The organism is Pseudoalteromonas sp. HF66 (genome assembly GCF_011806445.1).
GTDB classification, from domain to species: Bacteria; Pseudomonadota; Gammaproteobacteria; order Enterobacterales; family Alteromonadaceae; genus Pseudoalteromonas; species Pseudoalteromonas apostichopi.
In genome coordinates, this window is record NZ_JAATOU010000002.1 from 96,436 (window position 1) to 115,609 (window position 19,174).

Consider the following 19,174-nt stretch of genomic DNA (forward strand, 5'->3'; position numbering starts at 1 on the left):
TTACCACAATTTTAATTCCTGTTTAGCGAGATTTAAGTTAAACGACACCAGCTCGTTATTATTTAGCTGCACAGCCTCATAGAAATCGGCAATGGCTGCCGTATCATTTTTCGCCATTAGTCTGGCAATACCTCTATTACTTAATGCATAAGACGTCAGTTCATTACGCTTATAGTGTGGAGCATTGACCTTTTTAAGCATCGCGATTGCTTGAGAGCAATCTTGATCAGCTTTATCAAACTGCTTCAGTTTCACACTCGCAACGCAACGATTAAATGGCACGATATAGTTGTTAGCTTCGTTCATTGTCTCTAAAGAATTATTAGCAAAGTTACCTTGCATAATTGCTTTTGAGCTTGCGTTATCGTCAACAACCATGAGTTTAAAGTCGTTGTTGTTGGCAAATACAAAATTTGAACAAACAAATAATATTAACCACAGGCAGGGTTTAAGATTTAATTTAAACATTGTTTTCTCCTTGTTAGTGTAAGCAATATGCTTACTCTATAAAGTTAGAAACACTGTATAAAACTGACAAACGAGATAATCGCACCCGTTAGGTGAAGAAAAGTATTCTATAAAGCAGATATTTAAGACGAAAAAAGCCCGGTCAGAACACACAAGAACCGGGCTTTCGACAACAATTTGGTTGGGGTAACTTTTACAGCGCTAGGTTTTGTTTTGCGCGGCTTAAGTTATGGTTAACAAGTTCGTTTTTAGAAATTTGCACTGCTTCATAAAAGTCAGAAAGTGCAGCAGTATCGTTTTCAGACATGATGCGTGCAACACCACGGTTACTAAGTGCAAACGATGTTAATTCGCGGCGTTTGTAACCTGGTACTTTACTTGTGCTTAGAAGAGAAATTGCTTGAGTACACAGGTTTTCCGCTTCTGAAAAATTCTTTTCTTTAACGCTTAATGCACAGCGGTTGAAGGCAGTTTCGTATTGGCTAGTTGCATTGTCGTTAGTTTGAGCTTGCTCAATAACCATCAGTTTATAATCAGCTTGATCGGCTACTGCCATCGCTGAGCAAGTTAATAAAGAGCTAAGTGCAATAGTGGTTACAAGTGTTTTTAACATGATAGTTTTCCTCTGAATAAGTTGGTGTTTCTTGCCAACGAGTGAACTTTAAAATATTCCTATAAGCTAAACAAACGATTAAATTAAAACTGATAGATGAAGAAATTTAACCTATAGAGTAATTACTCAGTATTTGAGGTGTGGCGGGGTAGTAGAGGGGGGAATTTGAATATTAAAAAACCAGTTAAGCTATTAAACTTACACACTAATGTCATTGCTTTATTTCAGAGAGTGCCCCTAGCAAGTAGATTTGTAGGTAAACGGCAGATATCAGAAGAATGGCTATTACTTTAGAGCTATTTTCAAAACTAAAATATCTGCCGTATCATGTTGTTCTTTTAATAAAATGGTATTTCCGTTTAGTGCTGTTATTTGGCTACAAAACACTACGCAAAACTGTTGAAAATCATTACTTAGATTTTGAACACCTTGTTTATAATCATAAAAATTCATAGTAGGTGTCTGATTTTGTGTGTATTGATAGAAAAAACCATTTTCCTGTGGATAGACACTTAAAATAAAATGCTTATTATTTAAAAGGTTAGTGTCTCCATTGCTGATAACTCGGCCATTGTGAAAGCTCAGTAATTCGTCTTTATCATTTAAAAAGACTTCTTTATAGGTCAATTGTGTTTTCAATGACACTATCTGATTAGTAGTTAAATTAAACCTAACTATCTCGTCATTGTGGGTGTTCTTATCAACAAACAAAATGGCATCTGACTTTTTATACCACGCTATTGGTTTACCAATGATTTCATTTAACCATCTGACTGAGAATTGGTTCTGTTCAAACTCAATAATAAACGGTTTGTTATTTATACTGCTTGCTATGCGGGTTCCCGAGATGTCCCAGATAGGCTTTGATAAAGCAAATTCTTGCTTAGTGTTCTCAAACAGTAATGTTTCTTTTTCATTCTCTATATTTTTTAAAAAAAGTTGAGGTAGTCCATGTTTCATTGACATGTAGGCAATGTGTTTTTCATCCGGTGAAAGTGCAGCTCCTTTATCAATAGTGTTAGAGTTTATAATTTTGGTAGGAGTAGGCAGTAAATCTAAACTACTAATTAAGATATCTTGATCAGACTTAGCTTCAATAAAATAAAGCTTGTCTTTAACTATTTGGGGATAAACCAAAAAGTTATAGCTTTTAAAATTAAGAGTAGTTAGTTCTCCGCTTAATTTAAGTTGCTTTAACTCACTGCCATTGCTTAGTAGCAAAGAATCACCATCTTCAAACCAATCCATAAAATGCCAGTTATGATCGATTTTACCGACTGATGTAAGTTCGCTATTAGCTAAGTTTAAAAGCTTTACTTCAGATATTGCATTTTCATTAAACCCAACTAATGCTAATTGTTTTTGATCTGGTGATAAAGCGAGTTTATAAGGTTTAAAGTCATCACTTGGCTGGAGTAGTTTTTCATAATTGCCAGTTATCAAGTTATGGCGATACAAGCTTACATTTCGGCTGTGCTCGGAGCTATTTCGATTAGCCAAATAATAAAGGTTTTGCTGGTCATCTATAAAAAACAAACTGTTCCAAGTAATATCGCTACGCGAGAAAAGCTTTTCTTCATTTACTACTTTAGCCTGTTCATTCAGTAGTAAGCGGTTAAATGAGATACCTTCTTCTCCTTTAAATGAATAAACCAGTGCATTTGTGTTTTTATCCCATGCAAGATAGGTAAACGCTTTTAAGGTTGTATTTAGTTGCCAATATGCATTTAATTTTAGGTCTTTTATTAAAAGCTTTCGCTTGTTTGGTTTATTGGTAGCTTGAATATAAGCGACAAACCGCCCATCAGGGCTTACTTGCATGAAGCGTTCTTTTTCATTACTTGCCGTAACTGGCTCAAGGTTCTCTAGAGAAATGTCATTACTTGAGCTAAAGAAACTAAAAAACAATATAAAGATAAATAGAACAGGGACAAGTAACAGTGCTTGTTTTAAATATTTTTTGTGTAGTAGTTCTTTAGATGAGGTGATTGCTTTCTTATCAGGAAAATGTATTTGAGCGTCAAGGCTGTAGCCTCGTTTTGGGTGTGTTTTGATAATGCTTTTGTTGTCATCAGACAATGCTTGCCTTAAAAGTGCGATATTTCTTCGAACTGAGTTTGGACTGTAAATTGCCTGTGGCCAGACAATTTCAAAAAGCATTTCGGCCGATAGAACTTGTCGCGGTCTTTGAGCAAAAACCAGCAGAAGAGCCATCACTTTAGGTTCTATAACTTGGACTTTACCTTCACTTACTACCTCGCCAGTTTCAACATCAATCAGAAAGTCATTAATACAAAATTGATTTGGCAATTCACTCACACTCAAAGCTAATCTTATCCTGTTGTTATTATTGGTCATTTTAAGCTTAATGCTTTCTTAATGTTTTCTTAATTGGTGCTTCATCGCTTTTTACGATTCATAACAGTAAAAAATTATCAAAAGGCCCAGTGCCATCTTAATCAATAAATAGTAAAAGGAATATAAAGTGAAGCAATATTTAATTACCCTTATAATTTTTATCTCTTGCATTAGTCAACAAGCACAGGCAACAAAAGAACTAGACTATAACAATTTGGCTAATCAATTCATCACTGTTTTGAACAGCAAAGATTTAAATAAGGTTGAAGGATTTGTAGTAAAGAACTTTTCGCCAGACTCTCTTGCGCGTTGGGATGGTACAGGCAAAGATCGATATGTTGGTTATTCTATCAACACCGCACTTTTCCATGGCGAGTTGAATGTTATTTCAACAGAGCTTGAAACCTCAAATAATCGTATACGACATATCAGTAAAGTGTATTCAAAAAATACCGAAATGCAGCACGAGGTGGTTATTCTTTTTAATAATGAGCCATTACAAGCAATTACGGGTTGGTATATCGAGGCTGACCCTCAAAGCCCAGACTCTAAAGGTTCATTTACTGAGTCTCAATTAGTTAACGAGGTTAAAGAATATACTGAGAGGCTTGCTAAGAATGGCGCTTTCTCTGGCACAATACTACTTGCCAAACATAATAATGTTTTATTTAACGCTGCATATGGCCTCGCTTCACATCGCTATGATGTAAAAAATAACTTAGATACTAAGTTTCAGATTGGCTCAATGAATAAGATGTTTACGAGTGTTGCTATATTGCAATTGATTGAAGCTGGCAAATTATCTCTTGATGATTCGTTAACCAAATTTATTGATAAAAGCCTTTTAGGCAAGGGCGACTTTGAAAAAATTAAGATCCGACATTTATTAAGTCATACATCGGGTATTGGCAATATGTCTGGGTATAGCGAAATAGAAAATAAAGTGCGTTCACTCAAAGATATTCAACATTTATACACGTCTATTAACACAACATTTGAACCTGGAACACAATGGCGATATAGCAATACAGGTGTGACATTACTTGGTCAGATTATTGAGAATGTTACTGGCGAAAGTTATTTTGATTTCATTAACAAAAATATTTATCAAAAAGCCAACATGCAACAAAGCGGAAGTTTTGATCTAGACGTACCGGTCAAGAACACTGCTCGGAATTATTGGTTCTCAGTAGAAACGGGTCAAGTAACTGAAAACTTAATGTTTCAATCAGTGAAAGGGGGACCAGCAGGTGGTGGATACTCAACGGTAGGCGATTTACATAAGTTCGCCTTGGCTATGCAAAATGGAGGGTTACTCAGTCTTGAGCTTTCTAAAGTCGCCCTTACAGCAAAGCCTGAACTTAATGCGCAAAACTGGGGCTATGGGTTTTCAGTCCGAAACTCAGAAGGAAATACGATTGTTGGGCATAATGGTTCGCATTTAGGTATGACTGCCAGGCTAAATATGTATATGGACAAGGGGTATATTTTAGTTGTGCTAGGCAATTATCAATCTTCTGCATGGCCTGTTGTGGCAAAAGTAGATCAACTAATAAAGCGTTTGTAAAAATTAATTAAAATTAGGGGCGTATTAAAGCCCCTAATAAACAACATGCAAATCTATTATTGTTAAATTTAATAACAATGTAATGGTTTTACGTTGTGGCAGTGTTTGTGTCAGTAGGCTATTCCCTGTTTAAAATGCGCTCTAATTTTATATGTAGCAATCGGTTAGTAACTTTGTTAAAACTAAACTTCTTAAATAACAGGTGTTAACATCATAAAGGGATACTGGTGCAAGCATATAAAATCAGCACGGATAAAACTGACCTCGATATTGATGTAATTTACAGGTTTATTTCAAAAAGCTACTGGGCGTCCGGAATACCAAAGCCTCAACGTATCTGACTTAACATGACAAATATTACTAATTATAATTATGATAAATCTATCTAAAGCTCTTTTACTGCCAACATTCATATCTGGAGTGCTTTCATTTAAGGCGTTTGCTAACGCCCAGTCAGCTGACGTCGAAGTAATTAATCTCGCTGATGATTTTTATACTTTATATCAGTCAACCCAGACTTTGACACAAGAAAAGAGAGCAGAGCAGTTCTCTCAACATTTCGCTTCTCAATTTGCACCTTTTTATAGTGATAAAAGCTTTTTAAAAGCTATTGCGGGTTTTAGTGCAATAGAAGAGGTTTATCACTCAAAAAATAAGCGTTTATCTAAAGATTTAAATAGCAGTATGGAATCATTCATTGCTACTTTCCCCGATTTCAAATCTGAAACACCCATTTACATACTTCACTCGCTTGGAAGGTTCAATGGTGCAACTCGTGATTTGAATGGTAAGTCTTACTTAATGTTTGGTGTCGATCTTATGGCCAAATATCATAATTGGAAAAATGATACGCCATTTTTTCATCACGAACTATTTCATGTTTATCATGAAAATTTATTTCAATGTCATGTTGAGCTATGGTGTTCGATTTGGACTGAGGGTTTAGCAACTTACGTTTCACATCAATTGAGCCCGTCAGCGAGTGATGATGAATTGATGCTAAACATACCTGACAATCTGATTGAAAAGATTCAATCAAGAGAGCTGTATTCTCTCGTTGACCTTAAGAAAAAGTTTTATTCAATAAAGCCTGAAACATATTCTTCATTTTTCAATTTCACACAGGACGAGACAAACCTACCATACAGGAGAGGTTACTATCTAGGTTATATTTTAGCTAAAGAAATTGGCAAAAATTACAGCTTAGAACAATTGGCAAAATTGGATAAAAAGACCGTAGAGAGCCTATTACTTAAAGAGCTTGATTCATTAATAGAATCGCAAAACAAAAAACTAAAAACACATAAACGACAAAACCCAGCCGAAGCTGGGTTTTGAGACAACACAATTCTGTAAAAACTTATAAAGCTAAGTTCTTTTTAGCACGAGTTAAGTTGTGTTCAACTAACTCGTTACCTGAAATTTGTACTGCTTCGTAAAAGTCAGACAGTGCTGCAGTGTCGTTTTCAGACATGATGCGGGCAACACCACGATTGCTTAACGTAAACGACGTTAATTCGCGACGTTTATGACTAGGTACTTTACTAGAACTTAGTAAGCTGATTGCTTTTGAGCATAGTGTTTCAGCTTCAGAGAACTTTTTATCTTTCACACTCAAAGCACAGTCATTGAATGCCTGTTCGTATTGACGGTTTTCTGCAACATTAGCAGTAATAGACTGGTCAATTACCATCAATTTGTAGTCACTTTGATCAGCCACTGCCATAGCTGAACAAGTTAATAAAGAGCTAAGTGCAACGCGTTTCATAAGTGTACTAAACATAATCTTTTCCTCTATTTAAATCGGTATCAATCGCCGATAAATGAACTTTAATTGAACAGCGCAAATTCAACAAACGATAAAAAATGACCTAATAGATGAGGAAATTTAACCTATAGACTTTAGTCTAATGCAGTGAATTAATCTTTGAGCCGTCAGCCTTCTGAATCTGACCCCGATAAAGTAGACACGGGGTTTTAATAGCTAAAGAGTACGGAAAACAAACAAATTGTTGTTAATTAAAAATAAAATCGGTACTTTATGGTGGTATGTATAGTCATTGAGTTTATTCATAAAAATAAGCGTATAACCATGAAACTGATATTCGCGTTGTTACTTATAGGGCCTGTTATTGCCAATGCTGCTGAAGATAAAGTCGCTGTTTATCTTAATTTTGAGCAGGCTTATTTGAGCAACGATGTATCTTTGTTTGCCCCATTATTAAGTAAAAACTATACGATTAAACAAACATTACATATTCCAGGGATAGGGTCAGATACTGTGCCTGTTACTAAAGCTGAGTTACTTGAAGGCATGAAGCAAAACCCAAAGCCTAGTTCATTGCCGCGCTCAAAAGCTGAATCAGTCAAAATAGAAACAATTTCAAAAAGACAATTTTGTGCACGTTCACAAACTTTAGATCAAGTCGTTGTTGCAGGTAAAAACTACGAAGAGAAAGAGCAGCGCAAAGCGTGTTTTAAACATGAAAATAACCGCTATGAAGCCATAACACATACCATTGATGTTTATTACCGAAAGCTTTAACAGAGATAGTTTGAGATTCAGAAATTTCTGTGTATCTAATAAACGTACTAACTGATATAAATTACGGATAAACCCTATAATGAGATAAGGAAATAAATATGTACAAACAGTTAGGTTTAATAGCAGGGGTATTACTAGCATCAACGAGCTGTTTCGCAGCTGATAGTTTTCAAGTAGAAACATCAGTTTATAAAGCGAATGATTTACTAGCATCGCCAGTAATGCTGGTGGAAGAAAAGCAACCTGCGACCATCTCTATAGGAGAGGGGTTTAGCTATGAAGTTACTGTGATACCGCAACATAATAATACAGCAGCTGTAGAAACATCAATCACGCTCGCTGGCAGCTATTTTACACCTTCTTTTATTGTGGAATATGGTAAACAAGCGTCATTTGAAATTGGTGAAAACAAAGTGAGTATTTTGGTGACCAAGTCTAAAAGCTAAATTTTAAAAATTGACCCTCAATTAACTTGAGGGTCATTACGCTCTATCACTCACTTAAGGTGTTTAAAAGTATCTATCATCCATTTAATAAATAGCTCTAGTTGTGCATTGGTTTCTGCCGGCTCGTGTTGTACTAAGTAGTACTTATCTTTGGTTTTTAGTGGCATATCGGTGAAATTAAATAACCACTGCTCATCAAACCAAGTTTGACTAATTGGCAAGGGGATAAGAGCAATACCCATGCCCTGTTGAGCCGCACGTGCCACACCAAACATACTATCAACCTGAATAATTTGTTTTGGTGCAAAGTCATCAATACCAGCATGCTCTGCCCATTGGTGCCAAGCCCAAGGACGTGCTTTATGAAGTATAAGAGGTACTTCGTTTAAGGCCTGAAACGGGTTTTCTTGCCATGCTTGCCAGTTTTCTTTGTTGCAAGCTGGTGTGTACGATAGCGAAAATAGCTCATGTACAACGCCTTCATGCGGTTTAGACGAAGACAATACAATAGACAAGTCGCTTTGCTTAGTCAGTTCTTTACGCGTTTTTAAGGTATTAAGCTGTAAGTTTGTATTTGGATGTTCGCTAGTCCATTCGCTTAGTTTTGGCATTAAAAGCTCACTAGCGAAAAACTCAGGTAGCGTAATACTAATAGTCACATTTTCTTGTAACTGACTAAACTCATTGATGGTTTTTTCTAGCGCTTTAATAAGCGGCGATACAGAGTCATAAAAATTCTTACCAGCCGCAGTTAAGCGGATAGAGCGGGTTTGACGTTCGAACAGTTCAATACCCAATTGTTCTTCTAATTGTTTGATCTGATGGCTTACGGCAGAAGGCGTAAGGTAAAGTTGGTTTGCTGCATCTTTAAAGCTAAGAGTGCGAGCAGCAAAACAAAATGAGCGTAAGCCACGTATAGGTGTTTGCATAGTTAATTTCAGTAAGTCTCAATAGCGCTTGTTAGTTAATTAACTGCTAAGCAATTATTATCCCAAAATGTAAAAAAATAGAGATTAAAGAATGAATATAGCTAACTCTTGCTGTATTGTATAAAAAACAGCCGCAAATCGCTCGTTTAATCTATGTTTAGGCTAATGTTTAGCAAAAAAGTGATCTTAGCAGTTTTACCTTTTTGGTAATAGTCTAAGTAATAGATACTAGCGATTCACTAAGGTAGGGCATTTTATACTATTTATGTGACAAAATGGTGCGGCGAAAGGCTAACTTTAGATAAAAAAAATCCCTCTTGCGAGGGATTTTGGGTAACTCAGCGCCATTGGCACTGGGAATGAGGTCGGTACATGGGATGTGAGTAGCTTAAAAAGCCATCTCTGGAACATCACCTTCAACAAGCAATTTGCCTGCCGTTTTGCTAATGATTTCGTCTACCGACACGCCTGGAGCGCGTTCGATTAGATGAAATGCGCCGTCTTTAACTTCTAGTACGGCTAAATCAGTTACGATTTTCTTTACACAGTTAACCCCAGTTAACGGTAAAGTGCAACTTTCTAATAACTTAGAGTCGCCATGCTTGCTTGCATGAGTCATCGTAACAATAATATTCTTCGCGCCAGCAACGAGGTCCATCGCGCCACCCATGCCTTTAATTAGCTTCTTTGGGATCATCCACGATGCGATGTTACCGTTCTGGTCAACTTCAAATGCACCTAATACTGTTAAGTCTACATGACCACCCCGTATCATGGCAAAACTATCTGCACTATTAAATATTGCTGCACCTGTGGCTGCTGTCACGGTTTCTTTACCCGCATTGATCATATCTGCATCAACTTGGTCTTTAGTTGGGTACGCACCCATGCCTAGTAAGCCATTTTCAGACTGTAGCATGACTTCGATGCCATCTGGGACATAGTTAGCAACTAGAGTAGGGATACCAATACCTAGGTTTACGTAATAGCCATCTTGTAGCTCTTGTGCAACACGCATTGCAACTTGTTCACGTGATAATGCCATTTTATTGCTCCTTAATCGCGAGTTGTTACACGTTCGATGCGTTTTTCAAAGTCGCCTTTGATCACGCGATTAACATAAATACCTGGGGTATGAATTTGGCTTGGCTCAAGTTCACCTGGTTCTACAATCTCTTCTACTTCAGCAACAGTAATTTTACCTGCTGTCGCAGCCATCGGGTTGAAGTTCATTGCTGTATGGCGAAATACAAGATTACCGTAGCGGTCTGCTTTCCAAGCTTTAACAATGGCAAACTCACCAGTAATTGATTCTTCTAAGATATACGGGCGGCCATCAAACTCTTTGACTTCTTTACCTTCGGCAACAGGGGTACCGTAACCCGTTGCAGTATAAAATGCTGGAATACCAGCACCACCAGCACGCATTTTTTCAGCGAGCGTCCCTTGCGGTGTCAAAACTACATCAATTTCGCCATTTAAAAGTTGTTGTTCAAAAAGCGCATTCTCGCCAACATAAGAAGCGATGATTTTTTTAATTTGTTTATCGTGAAGTAAAATGCCTAAACCAAAATCATCTACACCACAGTTGTTCGAAACAACAGTTAGGTTTTTAGTCTGTTTACGCTTAATTTCACTGATAAGTCCTTCAGGAATACCACATAAGCCAAAGCCACCTGCGATAATGGTATCGCCATCTTTTAAACCTTCCATTGCAGCTTCATAACTTGAAACCACCTTATCGAAACCGGCCATGAGCCTACTCCTTAATTATTCTGAGTGTTCTTTAGAGCAAGTGATACCTTGCTGACAGGTTGTTTATTTAATGCACTACAAATAGCCCAACCAGCTTTCGCCAGTCTTTCTAAATCAATTCCATGCTCTATGCCAAGCCCTTGTAGTAAGTAAACTACATCTTCAGTGGCAACATTTCCTGACGCGCCTTTGGCATAAGGGCAACCACCTAGGCCTGCAACAGCACTGTCAACCGTTGCTATACCGCGGTTTAGCGCGGTGTAAATATTTGTGAGCGCTTGTCCATAGGTGTCGTGAAAATGTACAGCGAGTTTCGACTTATCAATATGTTGCAAGAGTAAATCTAATAACTCATCTACTTTTTTCGCCGTACCCACACCAATGGTGTCACCTAGGCTAATTTCGTAACAACCAAGCTCGAGTAATCGCTCTGATACTTTTAATACATCATTGTAGTCGACATCACCTTGATATGGGCAACCCATAACGCAGCTAACGTAGCCTCTAACACGAATGTTATTCGCTTTGGCAAAATCCATGACATCTTTAAAGCGATCAATACTTTCATCAATAGAGCAGTTGATGTTCTTTTGACAAAACGCTTCGCTTGCAGCTGTAAAGATAGCAAATTCTTGTATGCCGACTTGTTTAGCTGCTTCTGCACCACGTAAATTCGGGGTGAGGGCACTTAAATTAACGTCTGGTAAATTTAAAGCGCTTATTACATCGCTAGAATCAGCCATTTGTGGCACCCATTTAGGTGACACAAATGCGCCTGCTTCAATATCTTTAAGACCAGCTTCAGCTAGGGCGTTGATCAGTGCTACTTTATCTTGAGTACTAACGGCTGCTTCATTTTGTAAACCATCTCTGGCGCCAACTTCTACAATGCGAACAAAATCAGGAAACTGTGCCATTACGCCTCCGGCTCTTCAACAATCGCTAGCATATCACCGTGACTCACCAGTTCACCTTCAGCAAAGCAATAGCTCGTTAATACGCCATCATGCGGGGCATTAAGGGTGTATTCCATTTTCATAGCTTCAATAATGACGACCGCATCACCTTTAGAAACAGTACTACCTACCTCAACTAAATGCTTAACAACAGTACCGTTGAGTGGCGCGGCAAGTGGTAGTGCATCACTTTCGTGCTCACTAATATAGTGTTTATCAATCAGCTCAAGCACCTTTTGTTGTGCTTTGTACATCACTGTGATGTGAGAGTCTGTTTGATTAATATGAGCAACAACTTTTTCGCCATTAACGACTAGGTTTGCAAGGCCATTTTCAACGTTGCCCGAAGTTGTATAGTCAACCCCGTCAAGGCTGATTCTAAAACCATCTGAGGTTTTAACCGCATAAACGTCTAGATCAACAAACGGAATCGTGGTTTTAGCGTCACTGTTTAGCATAAAGCCTGTTAATTGTTGCCATGGGCTGCTGCTTTCACCTTTTAGTTGATGTGCATACGCATAGGCTGCCACCACGGTTGCAATAACTGACTGTTGCTCGTTTTTAGCAACAAGGCGCTCACCTTGGTCTTCAATAAAGTGCGTATCGGGTGCACCTGCTTGATAAGTAGGGTGGTTAGTAAGGTTATGTAAGAAATTAACGTTACAACTAAAACCTGCTAGGTGAAATTGCTCAAGTGCTTTCGATAAACGCCCCAGTGCTGCCTCGCGGTTATCGTCATGAACAATTAATTTAGCGATCATAGGGTCGTAGAACGGGCTAATTTCATCACCTGCTGCAATGCCTGTATCTATTCGTACAAATTCAGATTCGTTCGGTGTAAATAGGGCGTCAATGTGACCAGAACACGGAATAAAGTCATTGCTAGGATCTTCCGCATAAATACGCGCTTCAAAACTGTGGCCTTGTAGCTGAATATCAGCTTGGTTAAGAGGTAATGCTTGACCTGCCGCAATGTTGATTTGCCAATTCACCAAATCAACACCAGTTACCATTTCTGTTACTGGGTGCTCTACCTGTAAACGGGTGTTCATTTCCATGAAGAAGAATTCATCACCGCATAATAAAAACTCAACCGTACCTGCACCGCGATAGTTAATCGCTTGGGCACAACGTACCGCTGCTTCACCCATTTCTTTGCGAAGTGCATCAGATAAACCAGGTGCAGGGGCCTCTTCAATTACTTTTTGGTGACGTCGTTGTAAAGAACAGTCACGATCGCCTAAGTACACACAGTTACCATGACTATCGGCAAAAACTTGTACTTCAACGTGGCGAGGTTTAGTGACATAGCGCTCTAGAAGTACTAAGTCGTTACCAAACCCGGCTTTAGCTTCACGTTTTGCGCCTTCAAGTGCACTGATAAAGTCTTTTGCGTGTTCAACAACTCGCATGCCTTTACCACCGCCACCAAAGGCTGCTTTGATTAGAACTGGATAACCAATTTTTTCAGCTTCTGCTTGTAAGAAATCAGTATCTTGATTGTCACCATAATAACCAGGCACTAAAGGCACATTTGCTTGGTGCATAATTTCTTTAGCACGGGTTTTTGAGCCCATGGCTTCAATGCTTGATGCTGGCGGGCCAATAAAAGCGATATCATTTTTTTCGCATGCTAGTGCAAAGTCACAGTTCTCAGATAAAAAACCATAACCAGGGTGAATACAATCAACATCTGCATGTTTAGCAACGTCGATGATTTTGTCTGCTACTAGGTATGAATCTTTACTTGGTGCAGGGCCAATGTGATACGCCTCATCAGCTAGCTTTACATGCTGAGCATGTTTATCCGCATCTGAGTACACAGCGACCGTCGTTAAGCCCATTTGTTTAGCTGTACGCATAACACGGCAGGCAATTTCACCACGGTTGGCAACGAGAATTTTTTTCAATGATTTTGTTGTCATAATGGTTCCTATTTCTGCCAGTTAGGGGCACGTTTTTCAAAAAAAGCAGTGAGACCTTCTTGGCCTTCTTCAGATACACGAATGCGTGCAATGCGCTCAGCGGTTAATTCAATAAGTGCATCATCAATTTCTTTACCTGCGACATCATTAATAAGCTGCTTCGCTGCTTTGACAGCGACAGGGCCATTGTTAACCAGACTTTGTAAGTGTTTGTCGAGGGCTGTTTGTAAATCGCCAGTGACCTGGTGAATTAAACCAAGTTGCTTAGCCGTGTGAGCGTCAAATATCTCTGCCGTTAAAAAATAACGACGTGCAGCGCGCTCACCAATGGCTTTAATAACATAAGGGCTGATAACTGCAGGAACGAGACCTAGCTTTACTTCACTTAGGCAAAATTGTGCATCGTCTTGACATATAGCTATATCACAACAGGCAATTAAGCCTAATGCACCGCCAAAGGCTGCACCTTGCACTGCACAAACCGTTGGGTGAGGGCTTGTAGCAAGTACTTTCATAAGCTTAGCGAGCTGCATTGAATCCGCTAAGTTTTCAGCAAAGTCATTGCCAGCCATAGATTTCATCCAGTTTAAATCAGCGCCAGCAGAGAAATGCTTACCTTCGGTTTTAAGAACCAGTGCGCGCACATCACAGCTATTTGCATGTTCAATTAAACGGATCAGCTCACTGATGACTTCTTCGTTAAATGCATTGTGTTTTTCAGGGCGACTTAGTACCAGCACAGCCACATTTGATTTTGTTATTTCGAGTGTTACTGACATAAGGCCTCCATTACATTCTAAATACGCCGAACTGTGAATCGCGCTCTGGTGCATTTTTAGCTGCGCTTAAGGCAAGCCCTAATACATTGCGAGTATCAGCAGGATCGATAATGCCATCATCCCAAAGGCGGGCACTGGCGTAATATGGATGACCTTGTTTTTCGTATTGCTCGATAATTGGCTTTTTAAACTCGCTGACTTGCTCATCAGTCATGCTTTCGCCTTTACGGGCTAAACCGTCTTGTTTAACTTGTGCAAGAACGCCAGCAGCTTGTTCACCACCCATCACAGAGATACGGGCATTTGGCCACATCCACATCATGGTTGGTTCAAACGCGCGGCCACACATACCGTAGTTACCTGCACCATACGAGCCACCAATTAACACGGTGAATTTTGGTACATCAGCACATGAAACAGCGGTTACCATTTTGGCACCATGTTTGGCGATGCCTTCGGCTTCGTATTTTTTACCAACCATAAAGCCAGTAATGTTTTGTAAAAACACCAAAGGGATTTTGCGTTGTGCACATAACTGTATAAAGTGCGCGCCTTTTTGCGCTGACTCACTAAATAGGATGCCGTTGTTGGCAACAATACCCACAGGGTGACCAAAGATTTTTGCAAAGCCGGTTACTAAGGTTTCGCCAAAATAGCGTTTAAATTCATCAAATGATGAATCATCAACAACACGGGCAATCACTTCGCGGACATCAAATGGTTTTTTAAGGTCGGTACCAACAATGCCGTAAATTTCGTTAATGTCGTAACGCGGTGGTTTAACATCATCAAGTAAGGGTGCAGTAGGGCGCTGATAGTTAATTCGTTCGATACATTGGCGCGCGATAGAAAGTGCATGAGTATCGTTTTCAGCATAGTGGTCGGCAACACCTGATGTTTTACAGTGAACATCAGCACCACCCAGCTCTTCAGCACTCACTTCTTCACCTGTAGCCGCTTTAACCAGTGGCGGACCTGCTAAGAAAATTGTACCTTGTTCTTTTACGATAATACTTTCATCAGCCATAGCCGGTACATATGCTCCACCTGCGGTACATAAACCCATTACGACCGCTATTTGTGGAATGCCTTTACCAGACATACGTGCCTGATTGTAGAAAATACGGCCAAAGTGTAATTTATCTGGAAATACATCATCTTGTTCAGGCAGGTTTGCACCGCCTGAATCAACTAAATAAATACACGGTAAATGACAACGTTCTGCGATATCTTGTGCACGTAGATGTTTTTTCACCGTTAGTGGAAAGTATGTACCGCCTTTTACAGTTGCATCATTGGCGATGATCATACATTCAACGCCTTTCACACGACCAATACCGGCAACAACACCCGCACATGGAATAGCTTGTTCGTACACACCAAAGGCAGCAAATTGAGAAATCTCTAAAAATGGCGAGCCTTCATCAAGTAGCGTTTCAATTCGGTCACGAACAAACAACTTACCACGACCTTGGTGTCGCTCAATCAGGGCTGGACCACCGCCTAAACGGATATCAGCGACTTTTTCACGTAAATCACCTACGAGAGCGGCCATGTTGTCGTGATTTTGCAAAAATTGCGGATCGTGTGGATTTACACTCGATTTTAAAATCGTCATAACAAGGTCCTATCGGCTTTCAGTGAATAATTCGCGGCCAATTAGCATGCGGCGGATTTCAGATGTACCTGCGCCAATTTCATATAGTTTTGCATCACGTAATAAACGACCTGTCGCATATTCGTTGATATAACCATTACCACCTAAGATTTGGATAGCATCAAGCGCCATTTTAGTCGCAAGCTCTGCCGCATATAAAATCGCACCAGCAGCATCTTTACGTGTTGTTTCACCGCGGTCACAGGCACGCGCTACCGTGTAAACGTATGAACGAGCTGCATTCATTTGCGTGTACATGTCAGCGATTTTGCCTTGAATAAGCTGGAATTGACCAATTGGGCTATCAAATTGCTTACGCTCATGAATATAAGGAACAACAATGTCCATACATGCTTGCATAATGCCAAGCGGGCCAGCTGCTAGTACAACACGCTCATAATCAAGACCACTCATAAGTACTTTTACGCCTTCGTTTAAGTTACCTAGAATGTTTTCTGCTGGTACTTCACAGTTTTCGAACACTAATTCACAGGTGTTAGAGCCGCGCATACCAAGCTTGTCTAGCTTTTGCGCTGTTGAGAATCCAGGCGTGTTACGCTCTACGATGAAAGCTGTAATCCCTTTAGGGCCGGCATTTAAGTCTGTTTTTGCATAGATAACAAAGGTATCGGCATCTGGACCATTTGTGATCCACATCTTGTTACCGTTAAGCACAAATACATCGCCTTTTTTCTCAGCTTTTAATTTCATTGAAACTACGTCAGAACCAGCATTTGGCTCACTCATCGCAAGGGCACCAATGTGCTCACCACTGATTAGCTTAGGCAGGTATTTTTCTTTTTGTGCTTGAGTACCATTACGGTTAATTTGGTTAACACATAAGTTTGAATGAGCACCATAACTTAAACCAATCGATGCACTTGCACGGCTAATTTCTTCCATTGCAATGACATGTTCAAGGTAACCAAGGCCTGCACCGCCAAATTCTTCCGGCACTGTCATACCCAATAAACCCATTTCGCCAAGCTGTGGCCAAAGTTGATTAGGGAAGGCATTGTCTAAATCTGTTTGTTCCGCAAGTGGGGCAATTTCTTGGCTAGCAAAGCTATTAACGTGATCGCGGATCATGTCTGCTGTTTCGCCAAGTCCGAAGTTCATTTCTTTGTATAGTGAAATAGTGCTCATAATGTGTGTTCCTGTGAGAGTCTGTTGACGAGATTGTTGTCAGGTTATTCGTCTAAATTATTAAGGGTTTCACGACAGCGACGTTCTGCTGTAACCAATTCCATCAGTACGACTTTAATGTCGTCCATTTGTTGGCTTAGGTCCGCTTTTTTCTCTGCGATAAGGTCAAGCATAGTCACAAGCTGTTTTGCACTTGATTTATCTGCATCGTAAAGTTCAAACAAACGGCCCGTTTCAGCCAAGGTAAAACCTAAGCGTTTACCGCGTAGAATAAGTTTTAGCCTTACTTTGTCGCGTTTTGAATAAATACGGGTTTGACCATTGCGATCAGGTGAGATCAGCCCTTGGTCTTCATAAAAGCGGATAGAGCGGGTTGTAATATCAAATTCTTTTGCTAGTTCGCTGATACTAAACGTTTGCTCATTGCTAGCAGGTTCAACTGCTGCGCTTTCGAAGTTTGTTTGATTGTCTTGTTTCATGATTTATTTACCTCATTCGAATAACACCAATATAAGTGAAGTTTACGTAAAGGTAAAGGGTGATTTGGGAGTTATACTTTAGACTTATAAAGATAACTGGTTGGATTTGTTGAAAAGCCTAATTTATCTAGCCTTGTAAGCAGATGTTCGATTTTTAATACAACAAAATACAGATAAGTTTACAGTTTTAGCGACCGCAAAAAAGTTGATTTTAGATTTACGTTGGCGTAAACGTAAATATTATGTATGCTGAATTAAATCGAATTTAAACTATAACAAATTAACTGTTTGGTTACACATGATTTGAACACATGATGATAACCACTTACATGGAGCCAATTATGACTACTGAAGCCGTTGTTATTGTTGCCGCAAAACGTACCCCTATGGGTGGTTTTATGGGCGCACTAAGTGGTGCACACGCAACTGATTTAGGTGCTACAGCTATTAAAAGTAGCTTAGAGCAAGCCGGTTTATCAGTCGATAAGATTGATGAAGTAATTATGGGTTGTGTATTACCAGCTGGTCTTGGTCAAGCACCTGCGCGCCAAGCGATGTTAAAAGCGGGCCTTAATCAAGGTACTGGTGCAACAACAATTAATAAAGTGTGTGGCTCTGGCTTAAAGGCTGCGATGTTTGCCCATGACTTAATTAAATCAGGCTCTATCAACTCAGCGGTTGCTGGTGGCATGGAGAGCATGAGTAACGCGCCTTATATGTTACCGAATGCACGTTCAGGTATGCGTATGGGTCATGGTGAAGTAAAAGATCACATGATGTGTGATGGCCTTGAAGATGCTTACGACAACAAAGCAATGGGTTGTTTTGCTCAAGACACTGCCGATCAGTATTCAATTGGTCGTGAACAAATGGATAATTTTGCGCTTAACTCACTGACTAAAGCAAATAGCGCGATTGAAACCGGCGCATTTGCGAACGAGATTGCAGCGCATACTATCTCTACGCGTAAAGGTGATGTGACTGTTGCGATTGATGAGCAACCAGGTAATGCACGTCCTGATAAAATCCCTGGTTTACGTCCTGCATTCAAAAAAGACGGCACTATCACAGCTGCAAACTCTTCATCAATTTCTGATGGTGCAGCAGCGCTTGTGTTAATGCGTGAATCAGATGCTAAAGCACAAGGTTTAACACCACTTTGTCGTATCGTTGCTCACAGCACACATTCACAAGCACCTAGCGAATTTACGCTAGCACCGGTTGGCGCTATGCAATCGCTTTTAGAAAAAGCAGGTTGGTCTGTTAATGATGTTGATTTATGGGAAATCAATGAAGCCTTTGCGATGGTGACTATGCTTGCAATTAACGAGTTAAAACTTGATGAAAGCAAAGTAAATGTCAATGGCGGTGCTTGTGCACTCGGCCACCCAATTGGTGCCAGTGGCGCGCGTATCTTAGTAACGTTAATTCATGCATTAAAGAATCGTGGTCTTAGCAAAGGTGTTGCCTCACTGTGTATCGGTGGTGGTGAAGCTGTTGCTATGGCAGTCGAAGCAATTTAATTACGTTTTCGAACTTAATCTCTCACAG

Annotated in this window: 18 protein-coding genes and 1 pseudogene; 6 read left to right on the top strand and 13 right to left on the bottom strand. The window is 39.6% G+C overall.

Annotated features, from left to right (window positions below):
• The 3 genes from HCZ11_RS03235 to HCZ11_RS03245 all read right to left on the bottom strand — a co-directional run bounded on the left by HCZ11_RS03235 (window position 1) and on the right by HCZ11_RS03245 (window position 3,439).
• Window positions 1-468, bottom strand: a complete 468-nt coding sequence (locus tag HCZ11_RS03235; protein ID WP_167657622.1) for a hypothetical protein — start codon at window positions 466-468, stop codon at window positions 1-3.
• A 193-nt stretch (window positions 469-661) separates the two neighbouring features.
• Window positions 662-1,081 carry a hypothetical protein gene (locus HCZ11_RS03240; RefSeq protein ID WP_167657623.1) on the bottom strand — a complete coding sequence of 140 codons (420 nt, stop codon included), beginning with the start codon at window positions 1,079-1,081 and terminating at the stop codon, window positions 662-664.
• 285 nt (window positions 1,082-1,366) lie between these two features.
• A complete protein-coding gene (locus HCZ11_RS03245; protein ID WP_167657624.1) occupies window positions 1,367-3,439 on the bottom strand; it encodes a winged helix-turn-helix domain-containing protein in 2,073 nt (690 codons plus the stop codon).
• A gap of 127 nt (window positions 3,440-3,566) precedes the next feature.
• On the opposite strand from HCZ11_RS03245, the gene HCZ11_RS03250 reads away from it, so the two are divergent.
• From HCZ11_RS03250 to HCZ11_RS03255, 3 genes and pseudogenes are all read left to right on the top strand, one after another.
• Window positions 3,567-5,006 carry a serine hydrolase domain-containing protein gene (locus HCZ11_RS03250; protein WP_167657625.1) on the top strand — a complete coding sequence of 480 codons (1,440 nt, stop codon included), beginning with the start codon at window positions 3,567-3,569 and terminating at the stop codon, window positions 5,004-5,006.
• A gap of 227 nt (window positions 5,007-5,233) precedes the next feature.
• Window positions 5,234-5,332 (top strand): annotated as a pseudogene (locus HCZ11_RS19585) (GNAT family N-acetyltransferase); the annotation flags it as partial.
• A 46-nt stretch (window positions 5,333-5,378) separates the two neighbouring features.
• Window positions 5,379-6,344, top strand: a complete 966-nt coding sequence (locus tag HCZ11_RS03255; RefSeq protein WP_167657626.1) for a DUF5700 domain-containing putative Zn-dependent protease — start codon at window positions 5,379-5,381, stop codon at window positions 6,342-6,344.
• Between the two features lie 22 nt (window positions 6,345-6,366).
• On the opposite strand, the gene HCZ11_RS03260 is transcribed toward HCZ11_RS03255, so the two are convergent.
• On the bottom strand, window positions 6,367-6,789 hold the full coding sequence (locus HCZ11_RS03260; RefSeq protein WP_167657627.1) for a hypothetical protein: 423 nt from the start codon (window positions 6,787-6,789) through the stop codon (window positions 6,367-6,369).
• A 309-nt stretch (window positions 6,790-7,098) separates the two neighbouring features.
• Here HCZ11_RS03260 and HCZ11_RS03265 point away from each other — a divergent pair, with 309 nt between their 5' ends.
• Together HCZ11_RS03265 and HCZ11_RS03270 are read left to right on the top strand one after the other, a co-directional pair.
• Complete coding sequence (locus HCZ11_RS03265; RefSeq protein WP_167657628.1) at window positions 7,099-7,551, top strand: hypothetical protein; 453 nt, start codon at window positions 7,099-7,101, stop codon at window positions 7,549-7,551.
• A 98-nt stretch (window positions 7,552-7,649) separates the two neighbouring features.
• Window positions 7,650-7,997, top strand: coding sequence for a hypothetical protein (locus HCZ11_RS03270; protein ID WP_167657629.1), 348 nt, complete (start codon window positions 7,650-7,652; stop codon window positions 7,995-7,997).
• A gap of 50 nt (window positions 7,998-8,047) precedes the next feature.
• Here HCZ11_RS03270 and HCZ11_RS03275 read toward each other — a convergent pair whose 3' ends face one another.
• The 9 genes from HCZ11_RS03275 to HCZ11_RS03315 form a co-directional block, all read right to left on the bottom strand.
• The gene (locus tag HCZ11_RS03275; RefSeq protein WP_130051456.1) at window positions 8,048-8,926 is read right to left on the bottom strand and encodes a LysR family transcriptional regulator; all 879 of its coding nucleotides are present in this window, start codon (window positions 8,924-8,926) and stop codon (window positions 8,048-8,050) included.
• 388 nt (window positions 8,927-9,314) lie between these two features.
• On the bottom strand, window positions 9,315-9,971 hold the full coding sequence (locus HCZ11_RS03280; protein WP_054561524.1) for a 3-oxoacid CoA-transferase subunit B: 657 nt from the start codon (window positions 9,969-9,971) through the stop codon (window positions 9,315-9,317).
• An 11-nt stretch (window positions 9,972-9,982) separates the two neighbouring features.
• Complete coding sequence (locus HCZ11_RS03285) at window positions 9,983-10,681, bottom strand: CoA transferase subunit A (RefSeq protein WP_130051457.1); 699 nt, start codon at window positions 10,679-10,681, stop codon at window positions 9,983-9,985.
• 11 nt (window positions 10,682-10,692) lie between these two features.
• Window positions 10,693-11,598 carry a hydroxymethylglutaryl-CoA lyase gene (locus tag HCZ11_RS03290; protein ID WP_167657630.1) on the bottom strand — a complete coding sequence of 302 codons (906 nt, stop codon included), beginning with the start codon at window positions 11,596-11,598 and terminating at the stop codon, window positions 10,693-10,695.
• Window positions 11,598-13,562, bottom strand: a complete 1,965-nt coding sequence (locus tag HCZ11_RS03295; RefSeq protein WP_167657631.1) for an acetyl/propionyl/methylcrotonyl-CoA carboxylase subunit alpha — start codon at window positions 13,560-13,562, stop codon at window positions 11,598-11,600. Before HCZ11_RS03295 ends, HCZ11_RS03290 begins: the two co-directional genes overlap by 1 nt.
• Window positions 13,563-13,570: 8 nt before the next feature.
• On the bottom strand, window positions 13,571-14,341 hold the full coding sequence (locus HCZ11_RS03300) for an enoyl-CoA hydratase/isomerase family protein (RefSeq protein ID WP_167657632.1): 771 nt from the start codon (window positions 14,339-14,341) through the stop codon (window positions 13,571-13,573).
• Window positions 14,342-14,351: 10 nt separating this feature from the next.
• Window positions 14,352-15,959 carry a carboxyl transferase domain-containing protein gene (locus tag HCZ11_RS03305; RefSeq protein ID WP_167657633.1) on the bottom strand — a complete coding sequence of 536 codons (1,608 nt, stop codon included), beginning with the start codon at window positions 15,957-15,959 and terminating at the stop codon, window positions 14,352-14,354.
• Between the two features lie 9 nt (window positions 15,960-15,968).
• The gene (locus HCZ11_RS03310; protein ID WP_130051462.1) at window positions 15,969-17,144 is read right to left on the bottom strand and encodes an isovaleryl-CoA dehydrogenase; all 1,176 of its coding nucleotides are present in this window, start codon (window positions 17,142-17,144) and stop codon (window positions 15,969-15,971) included.
• Window positions 17,145-17,188: 44 nt separating this feature from the next.
• On the bottom strand, window positions 17,189-17,623 hold the full coding sequence (locus HCZ11_RS03315) for a MerR family DNA-binding transcriptional regulator (RefSeq protein ID WP_054553803.1): 435 nt from the start codon (window positions 17,621-17,623) through the stop codon (window positions 17,189-17,191).
• Between the two features lie 341 nt (window positions 17,624-17,964).
• On the opposite strand from HCZ11_RS03315, the gene HCZ11_RS03320 reads away from it, so the two are divergent.
• Window positions 17,965-19,146, top strand: a complete 1,182-nt coding sequence (locus HCZ11_RS03320; protein ID WP_167657634.1) for an acetyl-CoA C-acyltransferase — start codon at window positions 17,965-17,967, stop codon at window positions 19,144-19,146.
• Window positions 19,147-19,174: the final 28 nt, after the last annotated feature.

Excerpts from the sequence above, each read along its gene's own strand:
- HCZ11_RS03285 (WP_130051457.1), bottom strand. The coding sequence starts at position 10,681 with ATGGCCGGTTTCGATAAGGTGGTTTCAAGTTATGAAGCTGCAATGGAA.
- HCZ11_RS03240 (WP_167657623.1), bottom strand. The coding sequence starts at position 1,081 with ATGTTAAAAACACTTGTAACCACTATTGCACTTAGCTCTTTATTAACT.
- HCZ11_RS03235 (WP_167657622.1), bottom strand. The coding sequence starts at position 468 with ATGTTTAAATTAAATCTTAAACCCTGCCTGTGGTTAATATTATTTGTT.
- HCZ11_RS03280 (WP_054561524.1), bottom strand. The coding sequence starts at position 9,971 with ATGGCATTATCACGTGAACAAGTTGCAATGCGTGTTGCACAAGAGCTA.
- HCZ11_RS03260 (WP_167657627.1), bottom strand. The coding sequence starts at position 6,789 with ATGTTTAGTACACTTATGAAACGCGTTGCACTTAGCTCTTTATTAACT.
- HCZ11_RS03275 (WP_130051456.1), bottom strand. The coding sequence starts at position 8,926 with ATGCAAACACCTATACGTGGCTTACGCTCATTTTGTTTTGCTGCTCGC.
- HCZ11_RS03315 (WP_054553803.1), bottom strand. The coding sequence starts at position 17,623 with ATGAAACAAGACAATCAAACAAACTTCGAAAGCGCAGCAGTTGAACCT.
- HCZ11_RS03255 (WP_167657626.1), top strand. The coding sequence starts at position 5,379 with ATGATAAATCTATCTAAAGCTCTTTTACTGCCAACATTCATATCTGGA.
- HCZ11_RS03310 (WP_130051462.1), bottom strand. The coding sequence starts at position 17,144 with ATGAGCACTATTTCACTATACAAAGAAATGAACTTCGGACTTGGCGAA.
- HCZ11_RS03265 (WP_167657628.1), top strand. The coding sequence starts at position 7,099 with ATGAAACTGATATTCGCGTTGTTACTTATAGGGCCTGTTATTGCCAAT.
- HCZ11_RS03270 (WP_167657629.1), top strand. The coding sequence starts at position 7,650 with ATGTACAAACAGTTAGGTTTAATAGCAGGGGTATTACTAGCATCAACG.
- HCZ11_RS03290 (WP_167657630.1), bottom strand. The coding sequence starts at position 11,598 with ATGGCACAGTTTCCTGATTTTGTTCGCATTGTAGAAGTTGGCGCCAGA.
- HCZ11_RS03320 (WP_167657634.1), top strand. The coding sequence starts at position 17,965 with ATGACTACTGAAGCCGTTGTTATTGTTGCCGCAAAACGTACCCCTATG.
- HCZ11_RS03305 (WP_167657633.1), bottom strand. The coding sequence starts at position 15,959 with ATGACGATTTTAAAATCGAGTGTAAATCCACACGATCCGCAATTTTTG.
- HCZ11_RS03300 (WP_167657632.1), bottom strand. The coding sequence starts at position 14,341 with ATGTCAGTAACACTCGAAATAACAAAATCAAATGTGGCTGTGCTGGTA.
- HCZ11_RS03295 (WP_167657631.1), bottom strand. The coding sequence starts at position 13,562 with ATGACAACAAAATCATTGAAAAAAATTCTCGTTGCCAACCGTGGTGAA.
- HCZ11_RS03245 (WP_167657624.1), bottom strand. The coding sequence starts at position 3,439 with ATGACCAATAATAACAACAGGATAAGATTAGCTTTGAGTGTGAGTGAA.